Genomic DNA, 24,982 nt, shown 5'->3' with positions numbered 1-24,982 from the left:
CTTTGTAGTATAAAAATCACAATATCATGACACTATATCAAACAACATTCGAAAATTTCAATAAAAATTATATGGGTTCTGCAGCAATGGCTGTAATTGGTCAAAGCTGTTTAGGCGGCGCTGCTGCAATGTATATTCTTTCTCACGGAACCTCTATTGGTCAAATGATTCAATTAGCAATTATTGTTTTGGCTTGTGTTTTTGCCAATACTTCAATTCTAGCACAAATGAAACATAAAGTCGTTTTCAACCTTATTATTTTAAGCGCTGTATTAAGTGTTTTACTAATATTTCTGAATAGTTTTATATTATGAGAAAACAAATAGAAAATAGAGCTGATGTTTCTTTTTTAGTGCATCAGTTCTATGCTAAAATAAGAGCCGATGAAGAAATTGGTTTTTATTTTAATACCATGATTAAAGATTGGGACGCGCATCTTGAAAAGCTAACAGATTTTTGGGAAACCAATTTGTTTGCAGTAAAAAAATACAAAGGCAATCCGCATGCCGTACACAATGAAGTTGATGCTCATTTTGAAGGTAAAATCACTTCGAATGAATTTGGAATCTGGCTAAATTATTGGGCTCAGACTTTGGACGAGCATTTTGAAGGCGAAAATGTAGAAACACTAAAAAGACGTGCCCGAAAAATGGGAACTTTTTTATTTGTGAGCATGTTTGAACATCGCAAGAAAATGAGTGAAGCTTCTTTAGAAAATTTAAATTAAGCTTATTTTTTGTCATTTCGACGCGAGGAGAAATCACACTAAAAATTCGACAAAGATTGGCGACAATATAGAACGCGGATGACGCGGATTCGCTTTGCGAAAACGCAGATTAAAACGGATTTTATCATCTGAATCTTGTCATTTCTGTAAATGACAAAATTCAGATCAAACCTTGGAATTTTTATATTAGAATTTTAATCAAAAAAACTACTTCTCAAAGGCATAAACCAATGTAAAATCGTGTCCGGAAGTACTCGATTTTATTTCTTCATAATGCACATCAAATTCTATTACCAAATCATTAAAATGAAGACTGGCTTCAGTTTGTTTTTCATCTAATGAAAAAGCATCGATCCGAATGTGATCTTTAAAGCTGATTCCTTTTTCGTTTCTGATTTTAAAGATCGCTTCTTTTGCGCCCCAGATTACGGTAAGTTCTCTGATATAATCTGCTATATTTTGAGTTTCGGAGTTTTTGGATAAATAACTATTTTCTGTATCGACAAATTTATCGGCGATTCTAAGAATTTTTTCGCGTTGCAATTCCATGTCGATTCCTACGGTTTCGTCACTTATTATAATCGCTGCAAAATCATGCGAATGTGTGATCGAAATATAATTATGACAATCAAAATAAGGTTTCCCAAACTCGTCATAATGCAATTCATGATCTGTAAAACCCATTTCCTGTATCAACATACGAACACTCAAAAAAGCACGCTGGTGCATTTGTGACTTCATTCCGTTTAGGCGAAGTTGTGTTTTTTCTTTTAAAACTACCTTGCTCAATAACTCTTCGAAAGATTCAGTTATTTGCCAAACTAAGATTTTGGTAGTTTCGTTGAATTGTATGGTTTGAAATAAAGGCATTATTTTTAATTATGAATTATGGCGTTGTTTTTTAAACCATATAAGTGATATAAGTAAATCTAATATGGTCGTATTGAAAATTGGTATTATAAATTTACGCAATTAAGTGTATTTAAAGAAGCAATTTAAAATATTAAAAATCTTTTTAAATACTTATATCACTTATATGTTTCAAATATAAAGTCTGGTCTTTCTAGCCCTGATGGAAGCGGCATCCTTTTTCTGGCTTCTTTAGCCAGGAAAAGATATAGCGGACAGCAGGAAATAGCTCCTAATTTTTACAATGATCTTAAAACAAGCAAATTATTTAGCTAAAGTTCAAAAGATTAAGAAATTAAACATTTCACAAATCTTAGAGAAAGTAGTCTAAATTAAAAACCTATTCCGTAAATTTGCAAAAATTTTACAATATACAAATATACACTATAAATGAGTACTACAACTACGCCTTATGTGGCTTTCAAAGTAAAAGACATTTCTCTAGCGGCTTGGGGAAGAAAAGAAATTGAATTAGCTGAAGCTGAAATGCCAGGTTTAATGGCGCTTCGTGCTGAATATAAAGATGAACAACCTCTTGCAGGTGCTCGTATCGCAGGATGTTTACACATGACGATTCAAACTGCTGTTTTGATCGAAACTTTAATTGCTCTTGGTGCAGAGGTTACTTGGTCTTCTTGTAACATTTTCTCTACTCAGGATCAGGCTGCTGCTGCTATTGCTGCTGCTGGAATTCAGGTTTATGCTTGGAAAGGTCTTGATGAGCAATCATTTGACTGGTGTATTGAGCAAACTTTATTCTTTGGTGAAGACAGAAAACCATTGAACATGATTCTTGATGATGGTGGGGATTTAACTAACATGGTTATTGACCGTTTCCCAGAATTGGTTCCTGGAATCAAAGGATTGTCTGAAGAAACTACAACTGGAGTTCACAGACTTTACGAAAGAGTAAAAGCCGGAACTTTACCAATGCCAGCAATCAACATTAACGATTCTGTTACTAAATCTAAATTTGATAACAAATACGGTTGTAAAGAATCTGCTGTAGATGCTGTACGTCGTGCAACTGACTTAATGTTAGCTGGAAAAAGAGTTATCGTTTGTGGATATGGTGATGTTGGAAAAGGAACTGCTGCTTCTTTCAGAGGTGCAGGATCTATTGTAACTGTTACTGAAATTGACCCAATTTGTGCTTTACAAGCTGCAATGGACGGTTACGAAGTTAAAAAATTAAACACTGTAATTGCTAATGCTGATATCATCATTACAACTACAGGAAATAAAGATATCGTTCTTGGAGAGCACTTCGAGCAAATGAAAGACAAAACTGTTGTTTGTAACATCGGACACTTTGATAACGAAATTGATATGGCTTGGTTGAACAAAAACCACGGTGCATCTAAAATCGAAATCAAACCACAAGTTGACAAATATACTATCGCTGGAAAAGATATCATCATTCTTGCTGAAGGTCGTTTAGTTAACCTTGGTTGTGCTACAGGTCACCCAAGTTTTGTAATGAGTAACTCATTTACAAACCAAACTTTGGCACAAATCGAATTATGGAAAAACAGCGCTGCTTACAACAATGACGTTTACATGTTACCAAAACATTTAGATGAAAAAGTTGCTGCTTTGCACTTAGCTAAATTAGGAGTTGAATTGGAAACTTTACGTGACGATCAAGCTGCTTACATTGGTGTTCCAGTTGAAGGTCCATTCAAACCAGAATACTACAGATACTAGTAAATTTTAGATTTAAGATTGTAGATCTTAGATTTCTAATACATACTTTAAACCCGATAGATTTTAAAAATCTGTCGGGTTTTGTTTTTTAATCTAATCCCGAAGCTTCGGGACTAAACTCAGAAATCTAAAATAATTATCTGGGCGTGCCACTATTTTAAAAAAGACCTAATGTTTCGTTGCGTTCATTAGGTCTTTTCTTAAATACTGTCGGGCTATCCGCGCTACTTCGGTAGCATACTCCTATCCCTCACGCAAACCCACGTTCGTAGAAACCCGACAGGTTTTAAAACCTGTCGGGTTTACTTTGCAGCAATCTTAAAATTAATCAGATCTTTTTTGACCTTTTTAAAATATAAGCATATTTTTGGACACCAAAACCAAATTATGAGAAACCTACTTATTGTATTGATAGTAATAATCACTCCTCTTTTCGCAAATGCTCAAGTCCGTTATAGCAGTCAATTCTCCGTGCGAGATCTAGTTACTGGTTCGCCAATTGATCCACTTACAGGTAGACCAATACAACAACACCCAGAGGCTCCAAAATTAGAAACCGTAAAACCTATTGCTACACTAACTCATGTAGAAAAAGCAAAAGCCAAATTAGCAAGAGAAGAACAAAAGCTAATAAAAATGGCAAGAAAAGCTTGGGACAAAGAAGATGATTTAAAAAAAGAACAAGACCAATTAAAAACTCTTGAAAATGCTTCACAAAACAGTAATGATCCTGATCATCAAAAAAAAATTGAAGCATTAAAAAAACAAATCGCTAAATCTCAGGAAAAAGTAAATCAAGCAAAAATAGAAGTCGAATTAGAATCAAAAAAAGTTGAAGATCTCGAAAAAGCGATAGACGACGCAAAATATACAAGACACGACTAAAACTAGATAATATTACCAACAAAACCTTGTAGAAATACGAGGTTTTGTTGGTTTTGTACTTCTGCTAAAAAAAACATTTCTCTCAAAAAATTGCACGATTACAAATATCTACTTACATTTAAGAATCAAAATAAGAATCTATTTATCAAACACTTAAACAGTACAAACTTGAAAAAAACAACTTGTTTAATCGTCTTCTTATTTTTATTAAGTCTCCCGCAGATTATTTTTTCTCAGGAAAAAAAACCTAAAGTCGTATTAGTATTAAGCGGCGGTGGAGCAAAAGGAATTGCACATATTCCGCTATTGCAAAAACTCGATTCATTGCACATTGTCCCCGATCTTATTGTTGGAAATAGTATGGGAAGCGTTATAGGCGGTTTGTACGCAATGGGATATTCTGGTGATAGTATTGAAAAATTAACTAAAAGCATAAATTGGGATAAATTACTTGGCGGAGGCCAGTCCTTAAAATCTGTAAGTGTAGAAGAAAAAAGAGAATTTCAAAGATATTTAGTTGGAATAGGAGTTAAAGACAAAAGACTAAACAGCATTGGTTCCCTTTTAAATGATCAAAATTTAAGAGAATATCTTTCCGTATTAACCTACCCTGTATATAATATTAGAGATTTTGACAGCCTTCCCATTCCTTTTAGAGCAATGGCTACTGATTTGTCCGAAGGAAAAGAGGTTATTTTAAGCAAAGGAAGCTTAGCTTATGCTATGAGAGCAAGTATGTCGCTGCCTGCTATTTTCAAACCTATGTCTTATGAAAAAACAGTATTGGTTGATGGTGGTGTACTAAATAATTTCCCCACAGATGTTGCCAAACAAATGGGCGCCGACATTATTATTGGCAGTGATGTTGGAGGCGGATTAGAACCAATAGGAAAACTGAACAATGTTATAACTATATTGACGCAAACCAGTATGTTTCCGAGTAATATTAAGAACCCGGCAAACCGAAAACTCTGTGATATTTTAGTAGATCACTTGCCTAACTTGCGTTATTCTACTGCTGATTTTACAGATAGCGGCGAAATCTATAAAGACGGTAAAATCGCAACAAACGAAAATCTTCCGGCTTTAATCGCATTATCCGAAAAATTAAAAGCGTATCCACAACGAATTCACGAATTACCGCAAATGTCTTCAGAAATTATTCTTGATACGATTGTTTACAAAAATATCAGTCCGGACAACCTTCCTCTGGTATTAGGAAGAATAAATCTCAAAACACATGTAAAATATACCACCAAAGATTTAATCGCAGGCATTAACAGAGCAATGGGAACTAATCTTTTTGATGAGATCACATACAACTATTTCATCAAAGATGGCGATAAACTTGGAGTTACAATATTTGGACATGAACGTGCCAAAAACCAACTCAATACATCTGTACATTACGACACTTATAGAGGCGTTGGAATCATTTTTAATTACACTGCCAGAAATATTCTTGCCAAAGCATCTCGTCTTCTCTTTACAGTCGATATTGCAGAACAACCAAAAGCACGAATTAATTATCAGAAAAATTTTGGAAAAAACCGGGATTGGTGGTGGTCATCTGAACTTTACGGAGCCTTACTAAGAGAAGAGATTTATTTAAACGGAAAAGCTTCAGATAATGTACTCTATAATTCTCTCGAATTTAATAATGAGATGAATCGAAATTTAAACTCCCTAAAAAGTTATTTCGGTTATGGAATAAACTATCATTACTCCACATTAAAACCAAAATACGATAGAGAATACAATCCTAACTCTCCAAACATTTCTAATTACCATTCAAACACTATAGAAATAAACATACACTATGCTTACAATGATATGGATAAAGTTTTCTTTGCAGAAAACGGAACAATTATAAAAACAAATATAACTCGATCATTGTTATCCGATGTCTACACCTCTTTTAACGATCCGGATCAAACAACTATATCTGGTAAAACCAATGGTTATACAAAATTTGGTTTCACTTTTGAAAAGAGAGCGCTATTAAAAAAGAAGATTACAGGAATTATTGGGTTTGATTCTTATTTTATTTTTGCGGATAAATTTAAAGACAATCAAATTCCAATTACGGATTTTGGTTATACTTCAAAATATTTCTTAGGCGGAATTATACCAAGTTCAGGCAGTAATCGTTTTTCTTTTGCCGGACTACACGAAGACGAACTTAATGTTTCACAATTTATAGGACTAAGACTTGCTTCTCAGATAAATCTTATGGGAAAAATCTATCTAACACCTCATTTTAACATGGCAACTGTGGGGTTTCAAACTTTTGATAAATACATTGATAAGACATTTAGTCCAAAAGGAAATTGGGATGATGGTTTTGATCCCAGCCTTGTAATATCTGGAGGAGCAGCGATTTCTTATCAATCAATTTTAGGTCCTATTCATTTTGATACTTCGTGGATTAATAATATCGACAAAGTGAGATTGTTTTTTAGTGTTGGACTTTCACTTAATCCATAATAAAACAGCCTAATATTTTAATTAAGTTTACTTCTATTAGAAAGTCTAACTTTGTAAAAAAAGTAAAACATGAAAAACTTCTTCTTTTTAGGAATTGCCATTATATTCGAAATCATTGCGACTTCGGCATTAAAAAAATCAGAACAGTTTACACAACTTATTCCCACCATCGTTACGATTGTGGGATATTTTGCTGCGTTTTACTTTTTGAGTTTTGCTATTAGAACCATTCCCGTTGGGATTGCTTATGCGATTTGGTCCGGAGTTGGGATTGTTTTAATTACAATTATTGGCGCTGTATTCTTCAAACAAATTCCGGATTTACCAGCCATAATTGGATTAGCCTTAATTATGATTGGAGTTGTTGTAATCAATGTTTTTTCTAAAACCACAGCGCATTAATTTCGAATTTTATTATAATGAATTTTAGAATAGCAACTATTTCAGATTTACAAGAAATGCAGCAATTGTATATCGAAACCATACAAACTGTTTGTAAAAATGATTATAATCCCGTTCAAATTGAAGCTTGGATTTCCGGAGTTAAAAACATCAATCGTTGGACTGAAGTTATCGAAACACAATTTGTTTTATTAGCAATCATGCAAAATCAAATCGTAGGTTTTGGAACTCTAAAAAACGGAAATTACATTGATTTCTTCTACATTCACAAAGACTTTCAAAGACAAGGAATTGCCGATAAAATCTTAGCTGAATTAGAATTGGAAGCACAAAAACAGCATTCAAAAATCATAACATCAGACATTAGCATAACGGCAAAACCATTCTTTGAAAAAAAAGGATTTGTTGTAAAAGCCGAACAAAAAAACATTCGATTAGGCGTTGAATTGATCAATTACAAAATGGAGAAGGATTTATAATATCAATTGTTTCAAGTTTCAAGTTGCGACAGAACATGAAACCTGAAACTTTAAACAAAAAAACAAACAACAACACTTCCGCAAGTTTCGGATTTTATACCCGCAAAAACCTATCGATCTTTGCCTTATAAAATTGAATGAAAATGAACACACAGGAAAACATCAATTATAATCGCATTGCCGAAGCGATCGATTATATCAAAGTCAACTTTAAAGAGCAACCCAACTTAGACGAGGTTGCCGAGAAAGTGCATTTAAGTCCATTTCACTTTCAACGCTTATTTACGGAATGGGCAGGAACAAGTCCAAAGAAGTTTTTGCAATATATTAGTGTTGAACACGCCAAAAAAATCCTCAAAGAAAATAATAACGCCACTTTATTTGATGCTGCTTTTGATACCGGATTATCAGGAACAAGCCGACTTCATGATTTATTTGTAAAAATCGAAGGAATGACTCCTGCCGAATATAAAAACGGCGGTAAAAACCTCGAAATTAATTTCAGTTTTGCCGAAAGTCCGTTTGGGAATATCATCGTTGCTTCGACCAATAAAGGAGTTTGTTTTATGGCTTTCGCCGAAGATGAAGAAACTGGTTTTAATGATTTAAAAAACAAATTTCCAAATGCAGGTTTCACTAGAAAATTAGATTTAGTACAACAAAATGCTTTGTTTATTTTTCAGAACGATTGGAGTAAATTATCTGAAATAAAACTGCATTTAAAAGGAACTGACTTTCAATTGAAAGTTTGGGAAACATTGCTTAAAATTCCAATGGGACAACTTTCTACTTATGGTTCTATTGCACAACAAATCGAGAAACCAAACGCCTCAAGAGCAGTTGGAACTGCGATTGGCAGCAATCCTGTTGCCTTTTTAATTCCGTGTCATCGCGTGATTCAATCTTCAGGAACATTTGGCGGTTATATGTGGGGAAACACTCGAAAAACGGCTATTATTGGCTGGGAAGGTGTTCAGGTAAATCCATAATTCTAAAATTATTATCAATTGTACGATTGATAATAATATTTTCAACACAACGCAAATCCGTAGAGGCGCACTGCAGTGCGTCTGACATTACGTGTTTACCAATTCTTTATCGATAATCTTTGCGTAGACGCACTGCTGTGCGCCTCTACGATAAAAAATACGCAAATATTTCATCCAGGCGATTTAATCCTATCTAAAATTATTATGCAAAATATACAATCAAAAATTGCTTCTCTTAATTGGGAAAGCATCACCGAATCTATGCACGAAAATGGATTTGCTATTATTCCAAATGTGCTCAATAATGATCAATGCGAAGATTTAAAATTCGATTATGATAATCCAACTTTGTATCGAAAAACGGTTGTTATGGAACGTTACCGATTTGGTTTAGGCGAATACAAATATTTCAATTATCCATTGCCGGATTTAATCCAAAGTATTCGAACTAGTATTTATCCTAAACTCGCTCCAATTGCAAATGCCTGGATGAAAGTCCTAAATATAAACACTGTTTTTCCAGAAACGCACGAAAAATTGTTAGAGCAATGTCACGCTAATAATCAGCTAAAAGCAACTGTTTTGATTTTAAAATATGGCAAAAGTGGTTTCAATACTTTACATCAAGATTTATATGGTGATGTTTATTTTCCTATTCAAATTGTGCTTTTTCTGAATGAACCTGACGAGGATTTTACTGGTGGCGAATTTGTTTTGACACAACAAACTCCAAGAGCACAATCTAAAGCTATTGTCCTGAAACCTAAAAAAGGTGATATTTTAGTTTTTACAACCAATTTCAGACCTGTAAAAGGCACAAAAGGATATTATCGTGTAAATATAAAACATGGTGTTAGCGAAATTCATTCTGGAGAACGACATACATTGGGGATTATTTTTCATGATGCGTTAAGTTAAGGTGCAAAGAGACAGAGGTACAAAGGTTCAAAGGCTTAAACACACGCATATCTGTAGAGGCGCACAGCAGTGCGTCTGAAATCATGTTCTTTTGCCACGAATTCACGAATTATTTTTAAAATCTATGCGAATAGAATTGATTTAATTCGTGCATTCGTGGCGGAAAATCTCAAAACGTTAGATGCACTGCTGTGCGCCTCTATAATATAAAAACTGATAATTTTTTCACGCAGATTGAGCAGATTTTTTAAATCATTTTAATCCTGTAATCTGTGACAAAAAAAATAATAAACAAATGATCGAACACAATAAAATTCTCGACCGCGATCTACGAAATAAAATTAAAAATGCGGAAATTTGCTTTGGTGGAAACCGAAAACTAAAAATCTACGGAACTTTAAAATGTTCGTCAGGAAAAAGAATGAAACGTGAAAATCGGGTTTTCTTTTTATCTGAAAATGAAGCCAAACAAAATGGTTTCAGACCTTGCGGACATTGCATGAAAACCGAATATCAAAACTGGAAAAATGGACTTATTTAATCCGCATACAGACGAAACGACCAATTTACTTCCTAAAGACGGAACTGTAAATTATTATGGAAAACTATTTTCCCGAGAAGATTCTAATCGTTATCTGGATGTGCTTTTGAATACCATCGAATGGAAAAATGACGAAGCTATTATCTTCGGGAAATTGATTCTTACGAAACGAAAAGTAGCTTGGTACGGAGATTCGAGTTTTGAATATACGTATTCGAATACCACAAAAAAAGCACTTCCGTGGACGAAGGAACTTCTGGAATTAAAAGCGATTATGGAACAAGAAACAGGCGAAACTTTCAATTCTTGTTTGCTCAATTTATATCATTCCGGCGATGAAGGAATGGCGTGGCACAGCGATGCCGAAAAAGATTTAAAGAAAAATGGTGCGATTGGATCGGTAAGTTTTGGAGCTGAAAGAAAGTTTGCTTTCAAGCATAAAGAAACGAAAGAAACGGTTTCATTAATCTTAGAACATGGTAGTTTATTGGTAATGAAAGGTACAACACAAACGCATTGGCTACATCGTTTACCGCCAACCAAAACAACATCAAAACCGAGGGTAAATTTGACTTTCAGAACGATTGTTGAGTAAGTAAAACTTTAGATTTATAAGCTCGAAATTATTTCTTTTTTGAAGTAACATTTTGAAAGGAAAGCTTTAACGCATCTTCAAACATTTCTGGTCTCACTTTTGAAAGTTCTACAATTGTCCAGCCTTGTTTGCCCCATTTATTCGGAATTGGATAAAAAATCATTTCGCTTGACGCACAAAAAACAGATTGATCGATTTCGTTAAATTTCAAAACTGCCCGATTGTTCTTTTCATCAAAACTGGCAAATATTTTCTTGTTGACACGAAATGAGATCTTCTCGAAATGTGGTTCTTCAGTTGCATTTTCAAACGCTAAAGCTAATTTTCTAAAGGTTTCAATATTTACCATTTAGTACTGATTTATTAGACCCGACAGGTTTTTGAAACCTGTCGGGTCTCTGTTGTCTATAATCTTACCAACCTTGATTTAATCCATTTTTAAGGACTTCTTCGTATTTATCTTTATCAAACGAATATAAATTTGGCGCTTTATGTGCTACGTTGCTTTTCTTTTCGTCGAGTTTGGTCAGGATTCCAATATTGGTTATTTTTCTTAGAAAGTTTCTTCTGTCAAGTTTTCGATCCAAAATAGTTTCGTATAATTTCTGAAGCTCCGGAATCGTAAATTTCTCTGGTAATAAGTTGTAACCAACTGGCATTAAATTGAGCTCAATTCTCAATGTATCTAATGCTTTATCTAGAATTTCTTTGTGATCTAAAATAAGTTCAGGCACTTCTTTATGATCAATCCATTCTATAATTTGTTCTTTATTGGCAGATCTCGGAATTGTTTTTAAAAAATCAACCAAAGCATAATAACCAATTGTCACAAAACGCTGTGTGAGCCACTTCCCTTTTTCTTCTTCGATTTTTAAATATTCTAAAACTTCTTTTCCAAAGTGCTGGTCGTTTCTTTTTATTTTTCCAAAAGTCGCAAATTGCCTCAAAAATATTCCTTCAACTCCAGTTCTTTCGTTCAAAACAGTCACCGCGGCTGTATCGATATCCTGATCAATTGGGATAAATCCGCCGGGCAATGACCATGTATTTCGATGCGGAATCTTGATTAATAAAACCTTAAGCTGATTATCATGAAAACCAAAAATTACACAATCTATTGAAAGCCCAGGTTGATAATTTTGATTATTTTCTATAATGTCTTTTAGCATCTGCTTTTTATTAAATACAACTTTCCAGTTTGGATTGGTACTGCAATTTAATTCATTTTTATAAAACGAAGCGATTTTTTCGAAATTCCAGCTAAATTCTAATCCTGAATCCTCCTAAAAAACACGTGTTAAAATCACAATTTTAACTTAAAAATAAAAAAACAAATTGAAAAAATAAGTACATTGCGTCATAATAACACATATAGCATTTAACTTGTTGTTTTTGCAACAAAAAGGCATTAAAAAAAAGTAATTACGAGAAGAAAATATGTAATTGACGATTTTAACTGAAACTCTGTAACATATGTTAAAATATTACGTCTCTTATATATAGAAAATAAAACTGGTTGAAATATGAGCATTCCAAACCTAGAAAAACTGAATAAGAAGTTTATGAAAAAGCTATACTCTTCTTTTGGATTAGTATCAAAAAATGATCTTCTGGAAGCTTCTATAAAATATAGCGAAGAACAGGAACGAATTTTCAATCAGATGATTGTTGAAACTGAGGCTAAGGATAAGAAAGCAAAACGTGAAGCTTTTGATAAAGCTTTATATGCTTCTTACAAAGGAATTGGCGCTATGGATTTTATAAATACAGTTTTGAAATAATTCTCATTTCTTATTAAACTTCTTAATTTTTATCTCCTTTATTTTTCGTCAATTGTTACTGCATCTCATTAATTACGGGGCTTTTTAGTAATAATACTCTTTACAACTTTCTCAATTCTTTCGGGATTTTATTAAATTATCTAAGATTAAACTTCTATTAAATCAGATAATAAATTCTTTATTGTAAGAAAACCAAACTTATCTCAATAATCATTTTGCTACTGTCAGATATTGGCAAAATTCTATATTTTTGTTTTATACGAAAGATTTTACCTACTTCAATTAAAAGCCTTACTATGGAACAAGCCATTCAATCAGAAAATTATAAAATTCAAAAGCCAGAAAATTGGGCAAGCGATATCAATGACGCTCAACTTATTGAATATATCAAAGAATCTGAATTCTCTCAAAAACAAGCAGATGAAGGACGCGATTATTGCTACTTTTTAGATAAAATATATTATACAAACGACAATCAAAATAGTGAATATGCTTGTTTGGCATACACGCTAAATGAACCTGCAAATTTAGAAAGGGCTTCTGTGGTTGATGTTGTTCTGGAAGAAAACGAAACTTATGTTATACACAGAATCAGCGTTTTAAGAGATGGCGTTCTTGTGGATAAAATTCCTGACACTAAAATCAAAACTTTAGACAGCGAAAACCAAAGCAGTGGCGGCGTTCTTAGCAGCAACAAAAAAGTCAATATCACGATAAAAGATCTTCGTCTTTATGACATTTTGATTATGGAGGATTCCAGAATTAAAGTTTTTACGGAACGTGATTTTTTACGTAAAGAGTTTTCTAAATATGTTTGGGTTGGTCCCGATACTTATTGGGCTTATGGAAAATATAAGTTTACTTTTAAAAACGATCGCGAAAGAACAATTGCCTACAAGAAAACCTTTTTTAGAGACGAGGACGGAAATGTTCTTGAACCGGAAGTCAACTATTTGAAAAAAGGAGAAAAATATGTAATCGAAGAGGAAAACTACATCAATTTTGTAGACTCAAATAGAGAAGTTTCTGCATATATTGATTTTGCAACGGATGCGAATTGGAACGAATTATCAAATTATATCGCTCCAATTTATGATACTATTTTTGAGAAATCTTCTCTTCCCGAATTTGCGCCGGATTTAGTTGCTAAACTTGACAAAATCGACAACAAAGATGAGCAACTGCAATTTGCGATAGAATATGTGCAAAATCATATTAATTATATCTACAATGCAGATGAAATGAATGGTCATAAACCTCAGGAACCTGGTGTTACTTATGAAAATAAACAGGGAGATTGCAAAGCAAAATCTGTTTTATTGAAAGTGATTTTGGATTATATTGGTGTTGATTCTTCTATGGCTTTGGTGAATTTCAATGTTGATTTCTACATGAAATATTATTTACCTTCGTTATTGACTTTTAACCATGTAATTGTAAAAATAAATTACAACGGCCAAAGTTATTTTACGGATGTAACGCTTCGTGATGAATTTGGATTAATTGAAAATCGTAGCTTTATCTTTTTCATGCATTATCTGGAAGTGAAGCCAAATCTGGAATTACAAATTAATCCGCCACATCGTTTTCCTTATTATGCTGTTGATGAAAAATCAGAAGTTATTGTAGAAAATAATGTTGGTAAATTAAAACTAACAACAATTTACAAAGGAAATCGCGCGAATAGTATGCGTAGATATTTCAAGAAAACGAACAAAAGAGAAATTATTGACAGTTGGAATAATTTCCTGTTTTACACGCTAAACTACAATAACGACAGAAACGGAACTGACCTTAGACATATATTTAAGGATGCTGCAATTGAAATTATAAGCGATGATAAAAAATTAAACGAATTTAAAATTGAGTACAAAACCACAATTGAGAATGCGTATTATACTGATGAAAAAAAGAATCGTTTTTTAATGTATTTCGATCCTAATATTACTAAAAACAATGCAAGAGATTTTATGCACAAAGACATTGCTTTCTGGCATAATTTTGACAGTGAAAGATATGAAATCAAACTTTTGACGGATCAGAAAATAGATACGACCGAAAAATATACGGTTCAGGAAAGTACGATCAGCAATCCTTATTTTGATTATAGCAGTCGTAAAAAAATCACCAAAAACGGAGGAACGATTTGGATAGATTTTAAACCTTTGATTAACTTAGAAATTCCGGAGAAGGATTTTGAAGATTTCAGAAATGCACATCACGAAGTGGCTGATAGCAATTCTGGAATTGGAATTGATATTATAGAACAAGGCTTTATGAATTTGATGAAGTTTAATTTCAATAAACTGGTTAAATAATTGTAGACCAAAAAACGTTTATTTAAAATAGAAGAGTACTTAAAAAGTAGCTGTTTATCGAAAGAGGTTGTTTTTAAATGCAAAACAACCTCTTTTTTCTTGGTATACTCGGAGGTAATAGAAAACACTTTCGTACAAAGTATTCTCAGAGCTTATTTTAACTTACTTGAATACCTCTTTTTACTTTAAAGAACTTTTTTAGATCGAGTTTTTTATTTAATACCTTACCTGTGACATTAGAGCTGGTACAAACTCGGGAGACTTTGAAAACATAAAACTTATAATAATATTTATAAATACTTTGTAAAACGTTTTTTGTTTTATTTCTTTCCTGAAATACAAATTAAAATTACGATAATAATATCTATTGCTTTTACTTGAGCGAAAACAAAACTTATTGAAACTACTGAACATGATAAGTACAAAATTTCACAATGCCACACAGTAAGGTTATTTTTACACAAAAAAATCATGAGTAAAAATGTAATTCACAATTTCAATATTGCAATAAAAAACATCCCTACTGTAAAACGCTCAGAGGATTTAAAAGAAATCTTTCTAAAAGAACTAGCAAAAATTTCAATAGAAATGAGACAGGAAAAAGATATAGTACAACTATGGCAGGAATATCAAAATGCTAATTCTTCAATCCTTTCAAATATCTCAATTGAAAAAAATGAAAGCACTACTTTAGAAAAAATTAAAAGTCCAATAGTTTCTGACACAACTATTCCAACTTTAGAGAAAACAAAACAAGATTCTAACATTTCAAAAGCAGTTCCTAAATCTCTTTTTTTTGCTACTACAGATAACAGTAAAACAATTGATTCTTTAGTAGCTACTAATATTAGTTCGACAAACTTAAATGACAGACCAACCACTCAAATATATAATAGTATATCAACACAACAAAGCCTTATAATTCCATCAGAAATTCCAGTCACTGGAAATAAGGCATATACTGGTAATAAGGCATATTCAGATATAATCAAAACCGAAATCAAAAAGAAATTCGATGTTATTCTGATTGAAAACGATCTTGATTCAACTATTTACAAAACTCAAATTTCTAAAGATTTTAACACCAAAAAAGGTCAGGAACATTTTGCTGAACAAATCAATATTGAAACGAAAAAAGAAGGTAAGAATCAATATAAAATTTCTGAAACCTCTATTAATAATGTAAACTGGGAAAAATTAAGTGAGTCACTGATTTTTAAATTATCAGAGTTATCGAAAGAAGAAAAAAACCTATATTTGAAAGAATATTACGATATTTTAATAAAGAAGATCATAAAGCCAAATATAAATATTCAGCAGTTATTTTCTGAACATGACGAATTATTCTTATTACTAAAATCAATTTTCCCAAATTTACCGGAAAAAATAACAATACAAACCCAAAGAATAATATATCCTGATTTAGGCGTTCAAAAAATGTATCCTGAAATTGGAGCGGATAATATGTATTTTAGAGCTTCAGGAACTTTATTAGATAGCAAAAACTATACCTTTGGCGACAGTAACAAAGACAATAATCAGTTTGTACATAAATTTATTTACAATAATTCTTCATCATTGATAGATATATTTAGCAAAGATCCGATACATCATGAATTTCTAATTACTATCGTTATTAAGATATACAATCAAGCCAAAGCAAAAGGTGCAAGCGCCAAAGGAGCAATGTTAATTGCATCTCAGGCTACACTTGAATCTGGTTGGGGTACTGCAGCCGAACGTAGAGGAGATTACAATCTGTTTGGAACTTCAACGAATGGTAATGATTATAAGGTGAAAAACGCTCAAATTAGAATTAAGGACTATTCAAATGTAGGTGGCTATGACGCCTCTATTAAAGACTATTTTACTAGTAAATTTAAAAAATGGCCTGGTATTGAAAAACTAATTAAAAATGAAAATTTTACATCCGACGATATAGATAAAGCTTTTTACACAGGTATATATATAGAAGATGAAAAAACTAGAAATAAAACCGGACATGGCGCATATAATTTTGATGATGTAATAACTTCAAAACCTAATGGTAAAGGAACTATAATTTCAAATGATAATAAATATGGAAAATCATTATTGTTACAAATAAAATCGACTAAAAAAAGACTAATTCAGAGCATTGATTATGAAATATCAAAAAATAACTCATCAATAAATCAGGAAATAAAAAAACTGCAAAGCAACAATGTAAGCAAAAAAGAAAAAGAAGATTTAAGTAATAGCATAGAAGAGATACAAGCTCAAAACGAAAACTATCTAAGCATTAAAAACGAAATTAATAAAGAATGATGAGAAATTTAATTATAATAATAGCATGCTTACTATTAATATCCTGCGGTAAAAATAATCTGAATAAAAATGAAAAAGATTATTTGGCCATTACAAAAGATACTAACGGATTTATAACTTTAGAATACAAATTAAAAAAAGTCAATTTAAAGAAAGATACGTTAAGATTCAGATACTTTGATTATAATGACAATATTTTCCCAATAAACGGAGTTTCAATAATTGAATCAAAAAAATATAAATTATACGGATATAAAATACTAAAAGATAGTATCTTATTTTTACCTGTTTTAGCGAACAACAATAGTTTATCACTAAATATAATAAACTTAAAAAATAAAGAAGTTATAACAAATGACTTACGAACTTCATTAACTTTTGTATGGGTTAAGGAACGAACTGACAAAATTGAATTTATCGTTTCATATACTCCAAAAGTAACTGATGATGGAACTTTAGCAGAAAAATATAAATATGTTTTGATAAAATATGAATTAAAGAATGATGAATTAAATGCTACTAAAATTGATTCAATAGAAACTAATTATGATATTAAAAACAATATCAAGAAAGAGTTTAAATCAATCGATAATATGTTTTAATAATTTAGACTGCACAATAAACCAATAGCGTAAATTGCAGATACAACCTGGTATGGTTAGATTTTCCTCTGGCTAGTCCTGGAAAAAGATTATTTATAAGCCCTCCCACTTCGCTTAAATCCTCATAATCAAATCCAGTTCATGAATAATATCATTGATGAATTAAACAATCAAAAGATCTTAAGTAAATAAATCGGGAAAAAGCTATAAAAATATAATATTGGAATGGGTAGGAAGTCGGGAGACTTCGAAACCATATCCTATATCTAATCCTTTTTAATGAAGTTCATCTCTTAGTTATAGTACTTTTAAAGTTAATCTTTAATTGGTAAAATAAGTAAAGTCGTAAAAAAATCACCAAAAACGGAGGAACGATTTGGATAGATTTTAAACCTTTGATTAACTTAGAAATTCCGGAGAAGGATTTTGAAGATTTCAGAAATGCGCATCACGAAGTGGCTGATAGCAATTCTGGAATTGGAATTGATATTATAGAAGATGGTATTTTGAATAAAATAAAATTCAATTTCAAAAAACACTTTAACTAAAATTCTTTATATATGCCAATCAAGAGTGCCGTTAGGCACTAAATATCGGTAGTTATATCAGTTTGAAATTCGTTGGCGTGCCGTAGGTACGCAACAAAATGATATGTATTGCGTACCTACGGCACGCTAAATTTATTCCAATTCATGTTTTCTACCAATATTTAGTGCCTAACGGCACATTTTCAACTACTGATTGGCATTTACATAAAAAAAGCGGAGTCCTGGAACTCCGCTTTTTTATTTAATTACAGTTTTTGGAGATTGTAATTTTATAGTAATTCAAAATTAGATCTTAACTTAATATCAGCTGACGAAGTTCCAATCATTAATTCAAAATCTCCTGGTTCAGCTCCCCATTCTAATTTATCATTATAGAAAGAAAGTTTCTCTTTGTCAATTGTAAATTCGATAGTTTTAGTTTCTCCAGCATTTAATTTTACTTTTTGAAAATCTCTTAATTCTAAAACTGGTCTTACTACAGATCCAAATTTATCTTTCAAGTATAATTGTACTACTTCTTCTCCGGCAACTTTTCCAACGTTTGATAATTGGAAAGAAACTTTAATTGTTTCGTTGCTTTTTATTTTAGTCGAAGATAATTTCAAATCAGAATAACCGAATTGTGTATAACTCAATCCGTATCCAAAAGGAAATTTAGGTGAGTTTTTTAAATCAATATATGCCGAAACATAGTTCGTTGCATTTTCATCTTTTGCTGGTCTTCCGGTACTGAAATGATTGTAATAAATTGGCACTTGTCCAACTTCTCTTGGAAATGTCATTGGCAATTTTCCAGAAGGATTATAATCTCCAAATAAAACATTTGCAATAGCATTTCCAGCCTCAGTTCCTAACCACCAAGTATATACGATTGCAGGAACATTGTCTGCTGTCCAGTTAAAAACAAGAGGTCTTCCGGCATTTATCAAAACTACAACCGGTTTTCCTGTTGCCTGAATTGCTTTTACTAAATCTTCCTGAACGCCCGGTAAACCAAGATTGCTGCGGCTTTTTGCTTCACCACTTTGATCGCGTCTTTCGCCAATACTCAAAATAACAACATCTGCTTGTTGTGCTGTTGCAACCGCTTCTGCAAATCCGTCTTTGTTATCTCCATCTACTTCACAACCTTTCGCGTAAAGCAATTTGGTATTTTTTCCAACTTTATTTTGCAAACCATCCCATTGCGAAACTACCCATTTATCATAATTAACTTCCGGTAATTCTACTGACCAAAATCCCATATTGGCTTTGTATTCTTTTACCATTGGTCCAATAAATGCAATTGTTTTTACACTTTTAGAGATTGGCAATGTCTGATTATCATTCTTTAATAAAACAATACTTTTTTGTGCTACTTCAAGTGCTGCTTTTCTATTTTCAGGATTATTTAAGGCTTTTTCTTCTCTTTTTCCATCTGAATATCTGTACGGATCGTCAAATAATCCTAATTCATATTTCTTGCGAAGAATACGTTTTACAGCATCGTCAATTAAGTCGATAGAAACTTTGCCTTCTTTAACCAATTCCGCCAAATTATATCTGTAAGCATTACTTTCCATATCCATATCACTTCCGGCAGTAATTGCAGAAAGTGCTGCAGCTTTAAGATCTTTTGAATATCCGTGAGCAACCATTTCTCCAATAGAACCCCAATCAGAAACTACGAATCCCTGAAAGTTCCATTTTCCTTTTAGGATATCACGTTGCAAATGCGCATTTCCTGAAGCAGGAATTCCGTTTAAATCATTGAATGAGTTCATGAAAGTCGCTGCACCAGCATCAAGAGCTGCTTTAAATGGAGGTAAATACGTTTCGAACAACATACGTTCGCTCATATCTACTGAGTTGTAATCTCTTCCGCCAACTCCTGCGCCATAAGCTGCAAAGTGTTTTACGCAAGCCATAACCGAGTTTAAATCACCCAGTTTATTCCCTTGAAAACCTTTTACTCTCGCATAAGCAATTTTAGAACCTAAGTAAGTATCTTCTCCGGCACCTTCCATAACTCGTCCCCAACGCGGATCACGGCTAATATCTACCATTGGAGCAAAAGTCCAGTGAATTCCGCTTGCCGCAGCTTCTGTAGCCGCAACTCTTGCAGCTAATTCAATCGCAGTTAAATCCCAACTTGCGGCTTCTGCCAACGGAATTGGAAATGTCGTTTTATATCCGTGAATAACATCCTGACCAAATAACAACGGAATTTTCAAACGTGATTGCATCGCTAATTCCTGATATTGTCTGGTGTATTTTGTTCCGATGATGTTTAACATCGAACCTATTAAACCTTGTTTAATTTCAGATTGTTTGTTGGGATTTATTGTAATTGGTCCCGTTGCCTGATTGTCTCCGGTATATTGATTAAGCTGACCTATTTTTTCTTCAATAGTCATCTTTTTCAATAAAGCATTTACTTTCTGATCGATTGTTTCTTGTTGTGCCGTTGCAAAAAGCGATAACATCAACAAGGTAAATGTGGTTAATTTTTTCATTCTCATTTAATTTTGATTACCAAACGTAAGTTGCGACTGCACCAGCGTTTAAAGTAGTTGAAATTTGTTTTTGGTTGTATTTGATATTGAATGATTCTGTAGAAGTTCCGTCGTTTTCTACAATTAAAACGATTTTTCCTGTTGGAGTTTTAAAGGCAACATTATATATATTACCAGCAATATTACTTCCAATTCTAACAGATCCTTCAGGAACAAATTTTGAAGCGTGACCAATAATATAATAACCAACTTCTCTCTTTATATTTTGCGCCTGATCAATCATTAATGCACCTTTACAAGTAGAACATCCGCCTGGCGTAAATGGTTTGTAATATTCATCATTTGCCAATCCCCATGAAAGTGCGTTTACACTCCAGTTACGCATCGAACCAATTACTACATTTTTCACACTCCATTTCAAATCCGATTCAAAATTACTTCCTGATCCAGTATACTGTTCGGTAAAATACAAATCTTTTTTTGGATATGCATCGTGAACCGTAGACATAGCGCTGATATCTCCTTCGTATAAATGAAACGCTGAACCTGCAACAAATGGCAATGCTTTTGGATCATTTAATATTGTCAAAGGATATTCTGGTTTGTTACAATTGTGATCGTAAACTACAATTTTGGTTTTGATTTTTGCTTTCGCGAAAGCGGGCCCCAAATTGTTTTTAACAAATTCTCTCTGTTGTTCTGCAAGCATCAATAAGCTTGGATTATTTTTCGGATTCAAAGGTTCGTTTTGCGGTGTTATAGCATCAATTACAATTCCCTGTTCTTTCATTGCCTGAATATATTTTACAAAATATTCTGCATAAACCTGATAATATTTAGGCTGTAAACTTCCGCCTATTGTGCTTCCGTTGTCTTTCATCCAAACTGGAGGCGACCATGGAGAACCCATAATTTTTATCTTTGGATTTATTGCCAAAATTTCTTTTAAAAGTGGTACAATATCTTTTAAATCCGGACCAAGATTAAAGTGTTCCAATTTTAAATCTGTTTGCCCTTGTGGCATATCATCATACGAAAAAACTGTTTCATTCAAATCAGAAGCTCCAATACTGATACGCAAATAACTCAAACCAATTGCATCATTATTTCTGGAAAACAATTCCTGAAGCAATGCTTCTTTCTTTGCTTTATCCAGTTTTAATATCGCCTGAGCACTTCCTCCAGTCAACGCAAATCCAAAACCTTCGATAGTTTGAAATTTTTGAGAAGCGTCTACTGAAATAATTTGATTTGAATTCGTTTCTGAATTAAAAACTAAATCATTTTGCTTTTGCAATTTTGATGTCTCATCGGTTGTTGTAATCCACGATTCTGCTTTACCAGAAGTAGCAACTGAATTTTTTGAAGTTCCACATTTTATTTGAACTGCAATTAAGGGCAGTAAAAGTAAAATTTGAAGTTTTTTGTTGATGTTTTTCATTTCTAATCTATTTCTATTAAGACAGGTAAATGATCTGAGGGATATTTTAAATCTTTAGAATCACTTAGTACTGCGTGTTTTTGAATTTTTAATCCGCTATTTTTTGAGATAAAAATGTAATCAATTAACAACGTTACAGGTTTATCATGTTCAAAATCATTGAAAGTTCCTGATGGTCCAAAAGGCTTTTCTACCGAAACATCTTTGGTATCATCCATTACTTTTTTTATCTCGGCAATTTGTTTTGTATCTGGTTCTGAGTTAAAATCTCCCATTAAAAATGCCGGATATTTCTTTGTGTTTAATTCTTTTATTTTCGAAAGAACCAATTCTACTCCTTTTACTCTCGCTACTTCGCCCATATGATCCAAATGAAGATTAAAAACCCAAAATGTTCTCTTAGTTTTTAAATCTTTAAAAAGTCCATAAGTACAAACTCTGTTGCAAGCTGCATCCCAACCTCTTGATACTTTTTCTGGCGTTTCTGACAACCAAAACGTGTTTGATTGCAACAACTGAAAACGTCCTTTTTTATAATAAATCGTACACGCTTCTCCTGTTCCGCCTTCTTCTCGACCAATTCCAAATCTGTCGTAATTTGGCAAAGCCGAAGCTATCGCTGTAACTTGATTTGGTGTTGCTTCCTGAACTCCAAATATATCCGGACTATAAAATTGTATTTGAGAAGTAAAATAATCTTTCCGGTTTGGCCATGCATTTTCTCCGTCTGATGCAACATCTAAACGAATATTGTAGGTCATAATTTTTAAATTTTGACCATAAAATGAACCGCTTACCAAAAGCAGCATTACTACTAAAACAATTGTATTTATCTTTTTCATGTTAAAAAATTTTAATCTTGTAAAGCTAGTATTTCAAGGGCTTTACTGAAAAAAATTAATTTAAAACTTATGTTAATTAAATGTTCGTATGCAATCAATTTTAAATATTGTTTTATCCCTACGGGACAATTTTATGTATTGCGTTTAATTTTATTTTCTACCGACCTTTTTCTACCAACCTTTAACTCCTAACGAAGTTTGTCTAAAAATTGTAATGGTGATACATTGTGATTTTTTCTACCACCCTTTAACCCCTAACGGAGTTTGTCTGAAAAATCTAAATAGTTCAAATTGAAACCTCCTTTTTCAAAAACTACTTTGATTTTATTTGTTCCTGCATTTAAATCTACTCCAGATAAAATGACTGTTTTGAATTTGTCATTTCCTCCAGTTGCAGGAAGTGTAATCGTTTCTGATTTTTTACCGTTTTCTGTCTCTAAATGAAGTTTTCCTTCTGAGTTTTCGCTTGAATAACGAATTGCAACTTTATATGTTTTTTGTTTTGCAACTTGCGTTGTAAACTGAAGCCATTCGCCATCTTCAATAAAAGAAACCTGATAACCATTTGATCCTGCATCTTTGCATGGCAAAATATCAACACCATCATTTCTCATGGTATTTCCTTTATTCCATTCGTCGAATATTCCGGTTTCTACTCTGTAGTTTATAAAATCTTTATCTGAATAAGCATATCCATTTGTTCCCAAATCATATTGCGTTGCGGCAATTTTTCCCGGAATCAAATGTTTTTTATACGGTTTTGTATCGTTGGTTTGTACTTGTCTGAACATTGCGTCAATTACATCTGGTTTAACGGTTACGTTTTCCATTTTGTAATTATCCGCCATTTTCATTAATGTCTTTTTGGCAAAATCAGCACTTGGTTTTTGACCTCCGTCTTTCCAGTATTTCAATAAAACATCGTATTCAGGAATTTTGGTTACTGAAGTTACTCCTGCAATATTTTCGATTTTTTTCATTGGCCAAAAAGCCCATCCAATATTGTTGCTTTCTACTAAAGTCAGTACATCTTTAAACCAAACATTAGAGTTTTCTCCGCTTTCACCTAGCCAAATTGGAACGTTATATTGTGTTCTGTAATCCAGCATTTTCTGAATTGATGCTGTAGTATTGTAATTCCAATATTTATGGAAACTTAACGCCATATTTTCATCCCATAAAGGGAAAATTCCGTTGTAGTTATTTCCCCAACAGTTTCCTTCAATAAAAATTAAATGGTTTGTATCGACTTCGCGAATGGCTTTTGTAACCTGAACCATTAAATCTCTTAAAGGTCCGTTTGAGTTTTCGTCACAACCGTTTTTATTGGTTCCGGTAAAATTCCAGTTTGGCTCATTGATAATATCATAAGCTCCAATCCATGGATTATCTCTGTAACGCGAAGCTAGTTTTTTCCATAAAGCAATCATTTTTTTCTGATTGGCTTCACTTTGCCATAATGATGGTTTGGTTGTATCATAATCCGAAATTGCTGCGTCATTTCCTTGTCCTCCAGGCGCTGCATGCAAGTCAAGAATAAGATAGATTTTATTTTCGGCACACCATTTTACTAAATTATCAGTCATGGTAAAACCTTCTTCTGTCCAAGTGATTTCACCATTTTTCTCTTCTTCAATTGCTGGCGTATATAGATTATAATGCATTGGAAGACGAATCGAATTGAATCCCCAAGCTGCCAATGAATCGACATCACGTTTTGTGATTCCGTTTGCTTTATAAGCTGCATAAAATTCTTTTGTTCCTTGTTCTCCAACAACGTCCTGAATTTTTTGTTTGATTACATATTGCGGACTTGCAAAAGGCTGGGTTTGCATCATATAACCTTCCTGCACCATCCATCCGCCTAATCCTAAACCTCTTAACAGTATATTTTTTCCGTTTCCATCAACAATCTTTTGTCCGTCTCTGTGCAAAAAACCTTGTCCAAAAGTGGTAATCGAAACTAATAATTGTAATGTAATAATTAATTTTTTCATCTAAAAACTCTA

23 protein-coding genes are annotated in these 24,982 nt (G+C 32.7%); 16 read left to right on the top strand and 7 right to left on the bottom strand.

All coding sequences use genetic code 11. The features are described from left to right. The first annotated feature begins 26 nt into the window (after window positions 1–26). Window positions 27–314: a hypothetical protein gene (locus tag WN975_RS22635; protein ID WP_337968457.1), complete on the top strand. Its 288-nt coding sequence runs from the start codon at window positions 27–29 to the stop codon at window positions 312–314. Continuing rightward, window positions 311–727, top strand: a complete 417-nt coding sequence (locus tag WN975_RS22630; RefSeq protein ID WP_337968456.1) for a group III truncated hemoglobin — start codon at window positions 311–313, stop codon at window positions 725–727. The genes WN975_RS22635 and WN975_RS22630 overlap by 4 nt, the downstream gene beginning before the upstream one ends. Before the next feature lie 207 nt (window positions 728–934). Here the strand turns inward: WN975_RS22630 and WN975_RS22625 are convergent, their stop codons facing one another. Further along, a complete protein-coding gene (locus WN975_RS22625; protein ID WP_337968455.1) occupies window positions 935–1,597 on the bottom strand; it encodes a 4'-phosphopantetheinyl transferase superfamily protein in 663 nt (220 codons plus the stop codon). A gap of 429 nt (window positions 1,598–2,026) precedes the next feature. Between WN975_RS22625 and ahcY the strand changes: the two genes are divergently transcribed. From ahcY to WN975_RS22580, 9 genes are all read left to right on the top strand, one after another. Beyond that, window positions 2,027–3,343 (top strand): adenosylhomocysteinase, encoded by a 1,317-nt coding sequence (gene ahcY, locus WN975_RS22620; protein WP_026983772.1) that lies wholly within the window; start codon window positions 2,027–2,029, stop codon window positions 3,341–3,343. A 387-nt stretch (window positions 3,344–3,730) separates the two neighbouring features. Continuing rightward, window positions 3,731–4,228: a hypothetical protein gene (locus tag WN975_RS22615; RefSeq protein WP_337968454.1), complete on the top strand. Its 498-nt coding sequence runs from the start codon at window positions 3,731–3,733 to the stop codon at window positions 4,226–4,228. A 168-nt stretch (window positions 4,229–4,396) separates the two neighbouring features. Next, window positions 4,397–6,715, top strand: a complete 2,319-nt coding sequence (locus WN975_RS22610; RefSeq protein WP_337968453.1) for a patatin-like phospholipase family protein — start codon at window positions 4,397–4,399, stop codon at window positions 6,713–6,715. 69 nt (window positions 6,716–6,784) lie between these two features. Then, entirely contained in the window at window positions 6,785–7,117 is a 333-nt protein-coding gene (locus WN975_RS22605) for a multidrug efflux SMR transporter (protein WP_337968452.1), read from the top strand. A 17-nt stretch (window positions 7,118–7,134) separates the two neighbouring features. Next, on the top strand, window positions 7,135–7,596 hold the full coding sequence (locus WN975_RS22600) for a GNAT family N-acetyltransferase (RefSeq protein WP_337968451.1): 462 nt from the start codon (window positions 7,135–7,137) through the stop codon (window positions 7,594–7,596). Between the two features lie 143 nt (window positions 7,597–7,739). Then, on the top strand, window positions 7,740–8,585 hold the full coding sequence (locus tag WN975_RS22595) for a methylated-DNA--[protein]-cysteine S-methyltransferase (RefSeq protein ID WP_337968450.1): 846 nt from the start codon (window positions 7,740–7,742) through the stop codon (window positions 8,583–8,585). Window positions 8,586–8,789: 204 nt separating this feature from the next. Further along, on the top strand, window positions 8,790–9,503 hold the full coding sequence (locus WN975_RS22590; protein ID WP_337968449.1) for a 2OG-Fe(II) oxygenase: 714 nt from the start codon (window positions 8,790–8,792) through the stop codon (window positions 9,501–9,503). 295 nt (window positions 9,504–9,798) lie between these two features. Beyond that, window positions 9,799–10,044 carry an Ada metal-binding domain-containing protein gene (locus WN975_RS22585; protein ID WP_099710682.1) on the top strand — a complete coding sequence of 82 codons (246 nt, stop codon included), beginning with the start codon at window positions 9,799–9,801 and terminating at the stop codon, window positions 10,042–10,044. Beyond that, window positions 10,031–10,639, top strand: coding sequence for an alpha-ketoglutarate-dependent dioxygenase AlkB (locus WN975_RS22580; RefSeq protein ID WP_337968448.1), 609 nt, complete (start codon window positions 10,031–10,033; stop codon window positions 10,637–10,639). Before WN975_RS22585 ends, WN975_RS22580 begins: the two co-directional genes overlap by 14 nt. Before the next feature lie 28 nt (window positions 10,640–10,667). Here the strand turns inward: WN975_RS22580 and WN975_RS22575 are convergent, their stop codons facing one another. Both WN975_RS22575 and WN975_RS22570 read right to left on the bottom strand, forming a co-directional pair. Beyond that, window positions 10,668–10,988 (bottom strand): MmcQ/YjbR family DNA-binding protein, encoded by a 321-nt coding sequence (locus tag WN975_RS22575; protein WP_337968447.1) that lies wholly within the window; start codon window positions 10,986–10,988, stop codon window positions 10,668–10,670. Window positions 10,989–11,052: 64 nt separating this feature from the next. After that, window positions 11,053–11,808 (bottom strand): NUDIX domain-containing protein, encoded by a 756-nt coding sequence (locus WN975_RS22570; protein ID WP_337968446.1) that lies wholly within the window; start codon window positions 11,806–11,808, stop codon window positions 11,053–11,055. Between the two features lie 393 nt (window positions 11,809–12,201). Here WN975_RS22570 and WN975_RS22565 point away from each other — a divergent pair, with 393 nt between their 5' ends. The 5 genes from WN975_RS22565 to WN975_RS22545 all read left to right on the top strand — a co-directional run bounded on the left by WN975_RS22565 (window position 12,202) and on the right by WN975_RS22545 (window position 18,195). Then, complete coding sequence (locus tag WN975_RS22565) at window positions 12,202–12,420, top strand: hypothetical protein (RefSeq protein WP_233209723.1); 219 nt, start codon at window positions 12,202–12,204, stop codon at window positions 12,418–12,420. A 296-nt stretch (window positions 12,421–12,716) separates the two neighbouring features. Then, window positions 12,717–14,738: a hypothetical protein gene (locus WN975_RS22560; protein WP_337968445.1), complete on the top strand. Its 2,022-nt coding sequence runs from the start codon at window positions 12,717–12,719 to the stop codon at window positions 14,736–14,738. Between the two features lie 471 nt (window positions 14,739–15,209). Beyond that, a complete protein-coding gene (locus WN975_RS22555) occupies window positions 15,210–17,045 on the top strand; it encodes a glucosaminidase domain-containing protein (protein ID WP_337968444.1) in 1,836 nt (611 codons plus the stop codon). After that, on the top strand, window positions 17,042–17,647 hold the full coding sequence (locus tag WN975_RS22550) for a hypothetical protein (RefSeq protein ID WP_337968443.1): 606 nt from the start codon (window positions 17,042–17,044) through the stop codon (window positions 17,645–17,647). The genes WN975_RS22555 and WN975_RS22550 overlap by 4 nt, the downstream gene beginning before the upstream one ends. 395 nt (window positions 17,648–18,042) lie before the next feature. Next, complete coding sequence (locus WN975_RS22545) at window positions 18,043–18,195, top strand: hypothetical protein (protein WP_337968442.1); 153 nt, start codon at window positions 18,043–18,045, stop codon at window positions 18,193–18,195. 269 nt (window positions 18,196–18,464) lie between these two features. On the opposite strand, the gene WN975_RS22540 is transcribed toward WN975_RS22545, so the two are convergent. The 4 genes from WN975_RS22540 to WN975_RS22525 form a co-directional block, all read right to left on the bottom strand. Beyond that, the gene (locus WN975_RS22540; protein WP_337968441.1) at window positions 18,465–20,690 is read right to left on the bottom strand and encodes a glycoside hydrolase family 3 N-terminal domain-containing protein; all 2,226 of its coding nucleotides are present in this window, start codon (window positions 20,688–20,690) and stop codon (window positions 18,465–18,467) included. 16 nt (window positions 20,691–20,706) lie between these two features. Beyond that, the gene (locus WN975_RS22535) at window positions 20,707–22,131 is read right to left on the bottom strand and encodes a glycoside hydrolase family 30 beta sandwich domain-containing protein (protein WP_337968440.1); all 1,425 of its coding nucleotides are present in this window, start codon (window positions 22,129–22,131) and stop codon (window positions 20,707–20,709) included. Window positions 22,132–22,133: 2 nt separating this feature from the next. Continuing rightward, a complete protein-coding gene (locus WN975_RS22530; protein WP_337968439.1) occupies window positions 22,134–22,973 on the bottom strand; it encodes an endonuclease/exonuclease/phosphatase family protein in 840 nt (279 codons plus the stop codon). A gap of 254 nt (window positions 22,974–23,227) precedes the next feature. Continuing rightward, the gene (locus WN975_RS22525; protein WP_337968438.1) at window positions 23,228–24,970 is read right to left on the bottom strand and encodes a cellulase family glycosylhydrolase; all 1,743 of its coding nucleotides are present in this window, start codon (window positions 24,968–24,970) and stop codon (window positions 23,228–23,230) included. Window positions 24,971–24,982 lie beyond the last annotated feature (12 nt).

Origin of the sequence: uncultured Flavobacterium sp., assembly GCF_951805225.1 — a bacterium.
Taxonomy (GTDB): domain Bacteria; phylum Bacteroidota; class Bacteroidia; order Flavobacteriales; family Flavobacteriaceae; genus Flavobacterium.
The sequence above is the reverse complement of the archived record's forward strand: the minus strand, read 5'-3'. Positions and strand labels throughout refer to the sequence as shown.

What these genes read in the sequence shown, in the direction of transcription:
- WN975_RS22595 (WP_337968450.1), top strand. Translation starts at nt 7,740, where the DNA reads ATGAACACACAGGAAAACATCAATTATAATCGCATTGCCGAAGCGATC.
- WN975_RS22555 (WP_337968444.1), top strand. Translation starts at nt 15,210, where the DNA reads ATGAGTAAAAATGTAATTCACAATTTCAATATTGCAATAAAAAACATC.
- WN975_RS22605 (WP_337968452.1), top strand. Translation starts at nt 6,785, where the DNA reads ATGAAAAACTTCTTCTTTTTAGGAATTGCCATTATATTCGAAATCATT.
- WN975_RS22615 (WP_337968454.1), top strand. Translation starts at nt 3,731, where the DNA reads ATGAGAAACCTACTTATTGTATTGATAGTAATAATCACTCCTCTTTTC.
- WN975_RS22530 (WP_337968439.1), bottom strand. Translation starts at nt 22,973, where the DNA reads ATGAAAAAGATAAATACAATTGTTTTAGTAGTAATGCTGCTTTTGGTA.
- WN975_RS22625 (WP_337968455.1), bottom strand. Translation starts at nt 1,597, where the DNA reads ATGCCTTTATTTCAAACCATACAATTCAACGAAACTACCAAAATCTTA.
- WN975_RS22575 (WP_337968447.1), bottom strand. Translation starts at nt 10,988, where the DNA reads ATGGTAAATATTGAAACCTTTAGAAAATTAGCTTTAGCGTTTGAAAAT.
- ahcY (WP_026983772.1), top strand. Translation starts at nt 2,027, where the DNA reads ATGAGTACTACAACTACGCCTTATGTGGCTTTCAAAGTAAAAGACATT.
- WN975_RS22560 (WP_337968445.1), top strand. Translation starts at nt 12,717, where the DNA reads ATGGAACAAGCCATTCAATCAGAAAATTATAAAATTCAAAAGCCAGAA.
- WN975_RS22550 (WP_337968443.1), top strand. Translation starts at nt 17,042, where the DNA reads ATGATGAGAAATTTAATTATAATAATAGCATGCTTACTATTAATATCC.
- WN975_RS22600 (WP_337968451.1), top strand. Translation starts at nt 7,135, where the DNA reads ATGAATTTTAGAATAGCAACTATTTCAGATTTACAAGAAATGCAGCAA.
- WN975_RS22570 (WP_337968446.1), bottom strand. Translation starts at nt 11,808, where the DNA reads ATGCTAAAAGACATTATAGAAAATAATCAAAATTATCAACCTGGGCTT.
- WN975_RS22635 (WP_337968457.1), top strand. Translation starts at nt 27, where the DNA reads ATGACACTATATCAAACAACATTCGAAAATTTCAATAAAAATTATATG.
- WN975_RS22565 (WP_233209723.1), top strand. Translation starts at nt 12,202, where the DNA reads ATGAAAAAGCTATACTCTTCTTTTGGATTAGTATCAAAAAATGATCTT.
- WN975_RS22525 (WP_337968438.1), bottom strand. Translation starts at nt 24,970, where the DNA reads ATGAAAAAATTAATTATTACATTACAATTATTAGTTTCGATTACCACT.
- WN975_RS22590 (WP_337968449.1), top strand. Translation starts at nt 8,790, where the DNA reads ATGCAAAATATACAATCAAAAATTGCTTCTCTTAATTGGGAAAGCATC.
- WN975_RS22580 (WP_337968448.1), top strand. Translation starts at nt 10,031, where the DNA reads ATGGACTTATTTAATCCGCATACAGACGAAACGACCAATTTACTTCCT.
- WN975_RS22630 (WP_337968456.1), top strand. Translation starts at nt 311, where the DNA reads ATGAGAAAACAAATAGAAAATAGAGCTGATGTTTCTTTTTTAGTGCAT.
- WN975_RS22540 (WP_337968441.1), bottom strand. Translation starts at nt 20,690, where the DNA reads ATGAAAAAATTAACCACATTTACCTTGTTGATGTTATCGCTTTTTGCA.
- WN975_RS22535 (WP_337968440.1), bottom strand. Translation starts at nt 22,131, where the DNA reads ATGAAAAACATCAACAAAAAACTTCAAATTTTACTTTTACTGCCCTTA.
- WN975_RS22585 (WP_099710682.1), top strand. Translation starts at nt 9,799, where the DNA reads ATGATCGAACACAATAAAATTCTCGACCGCGATCTACGAAATAAAATT.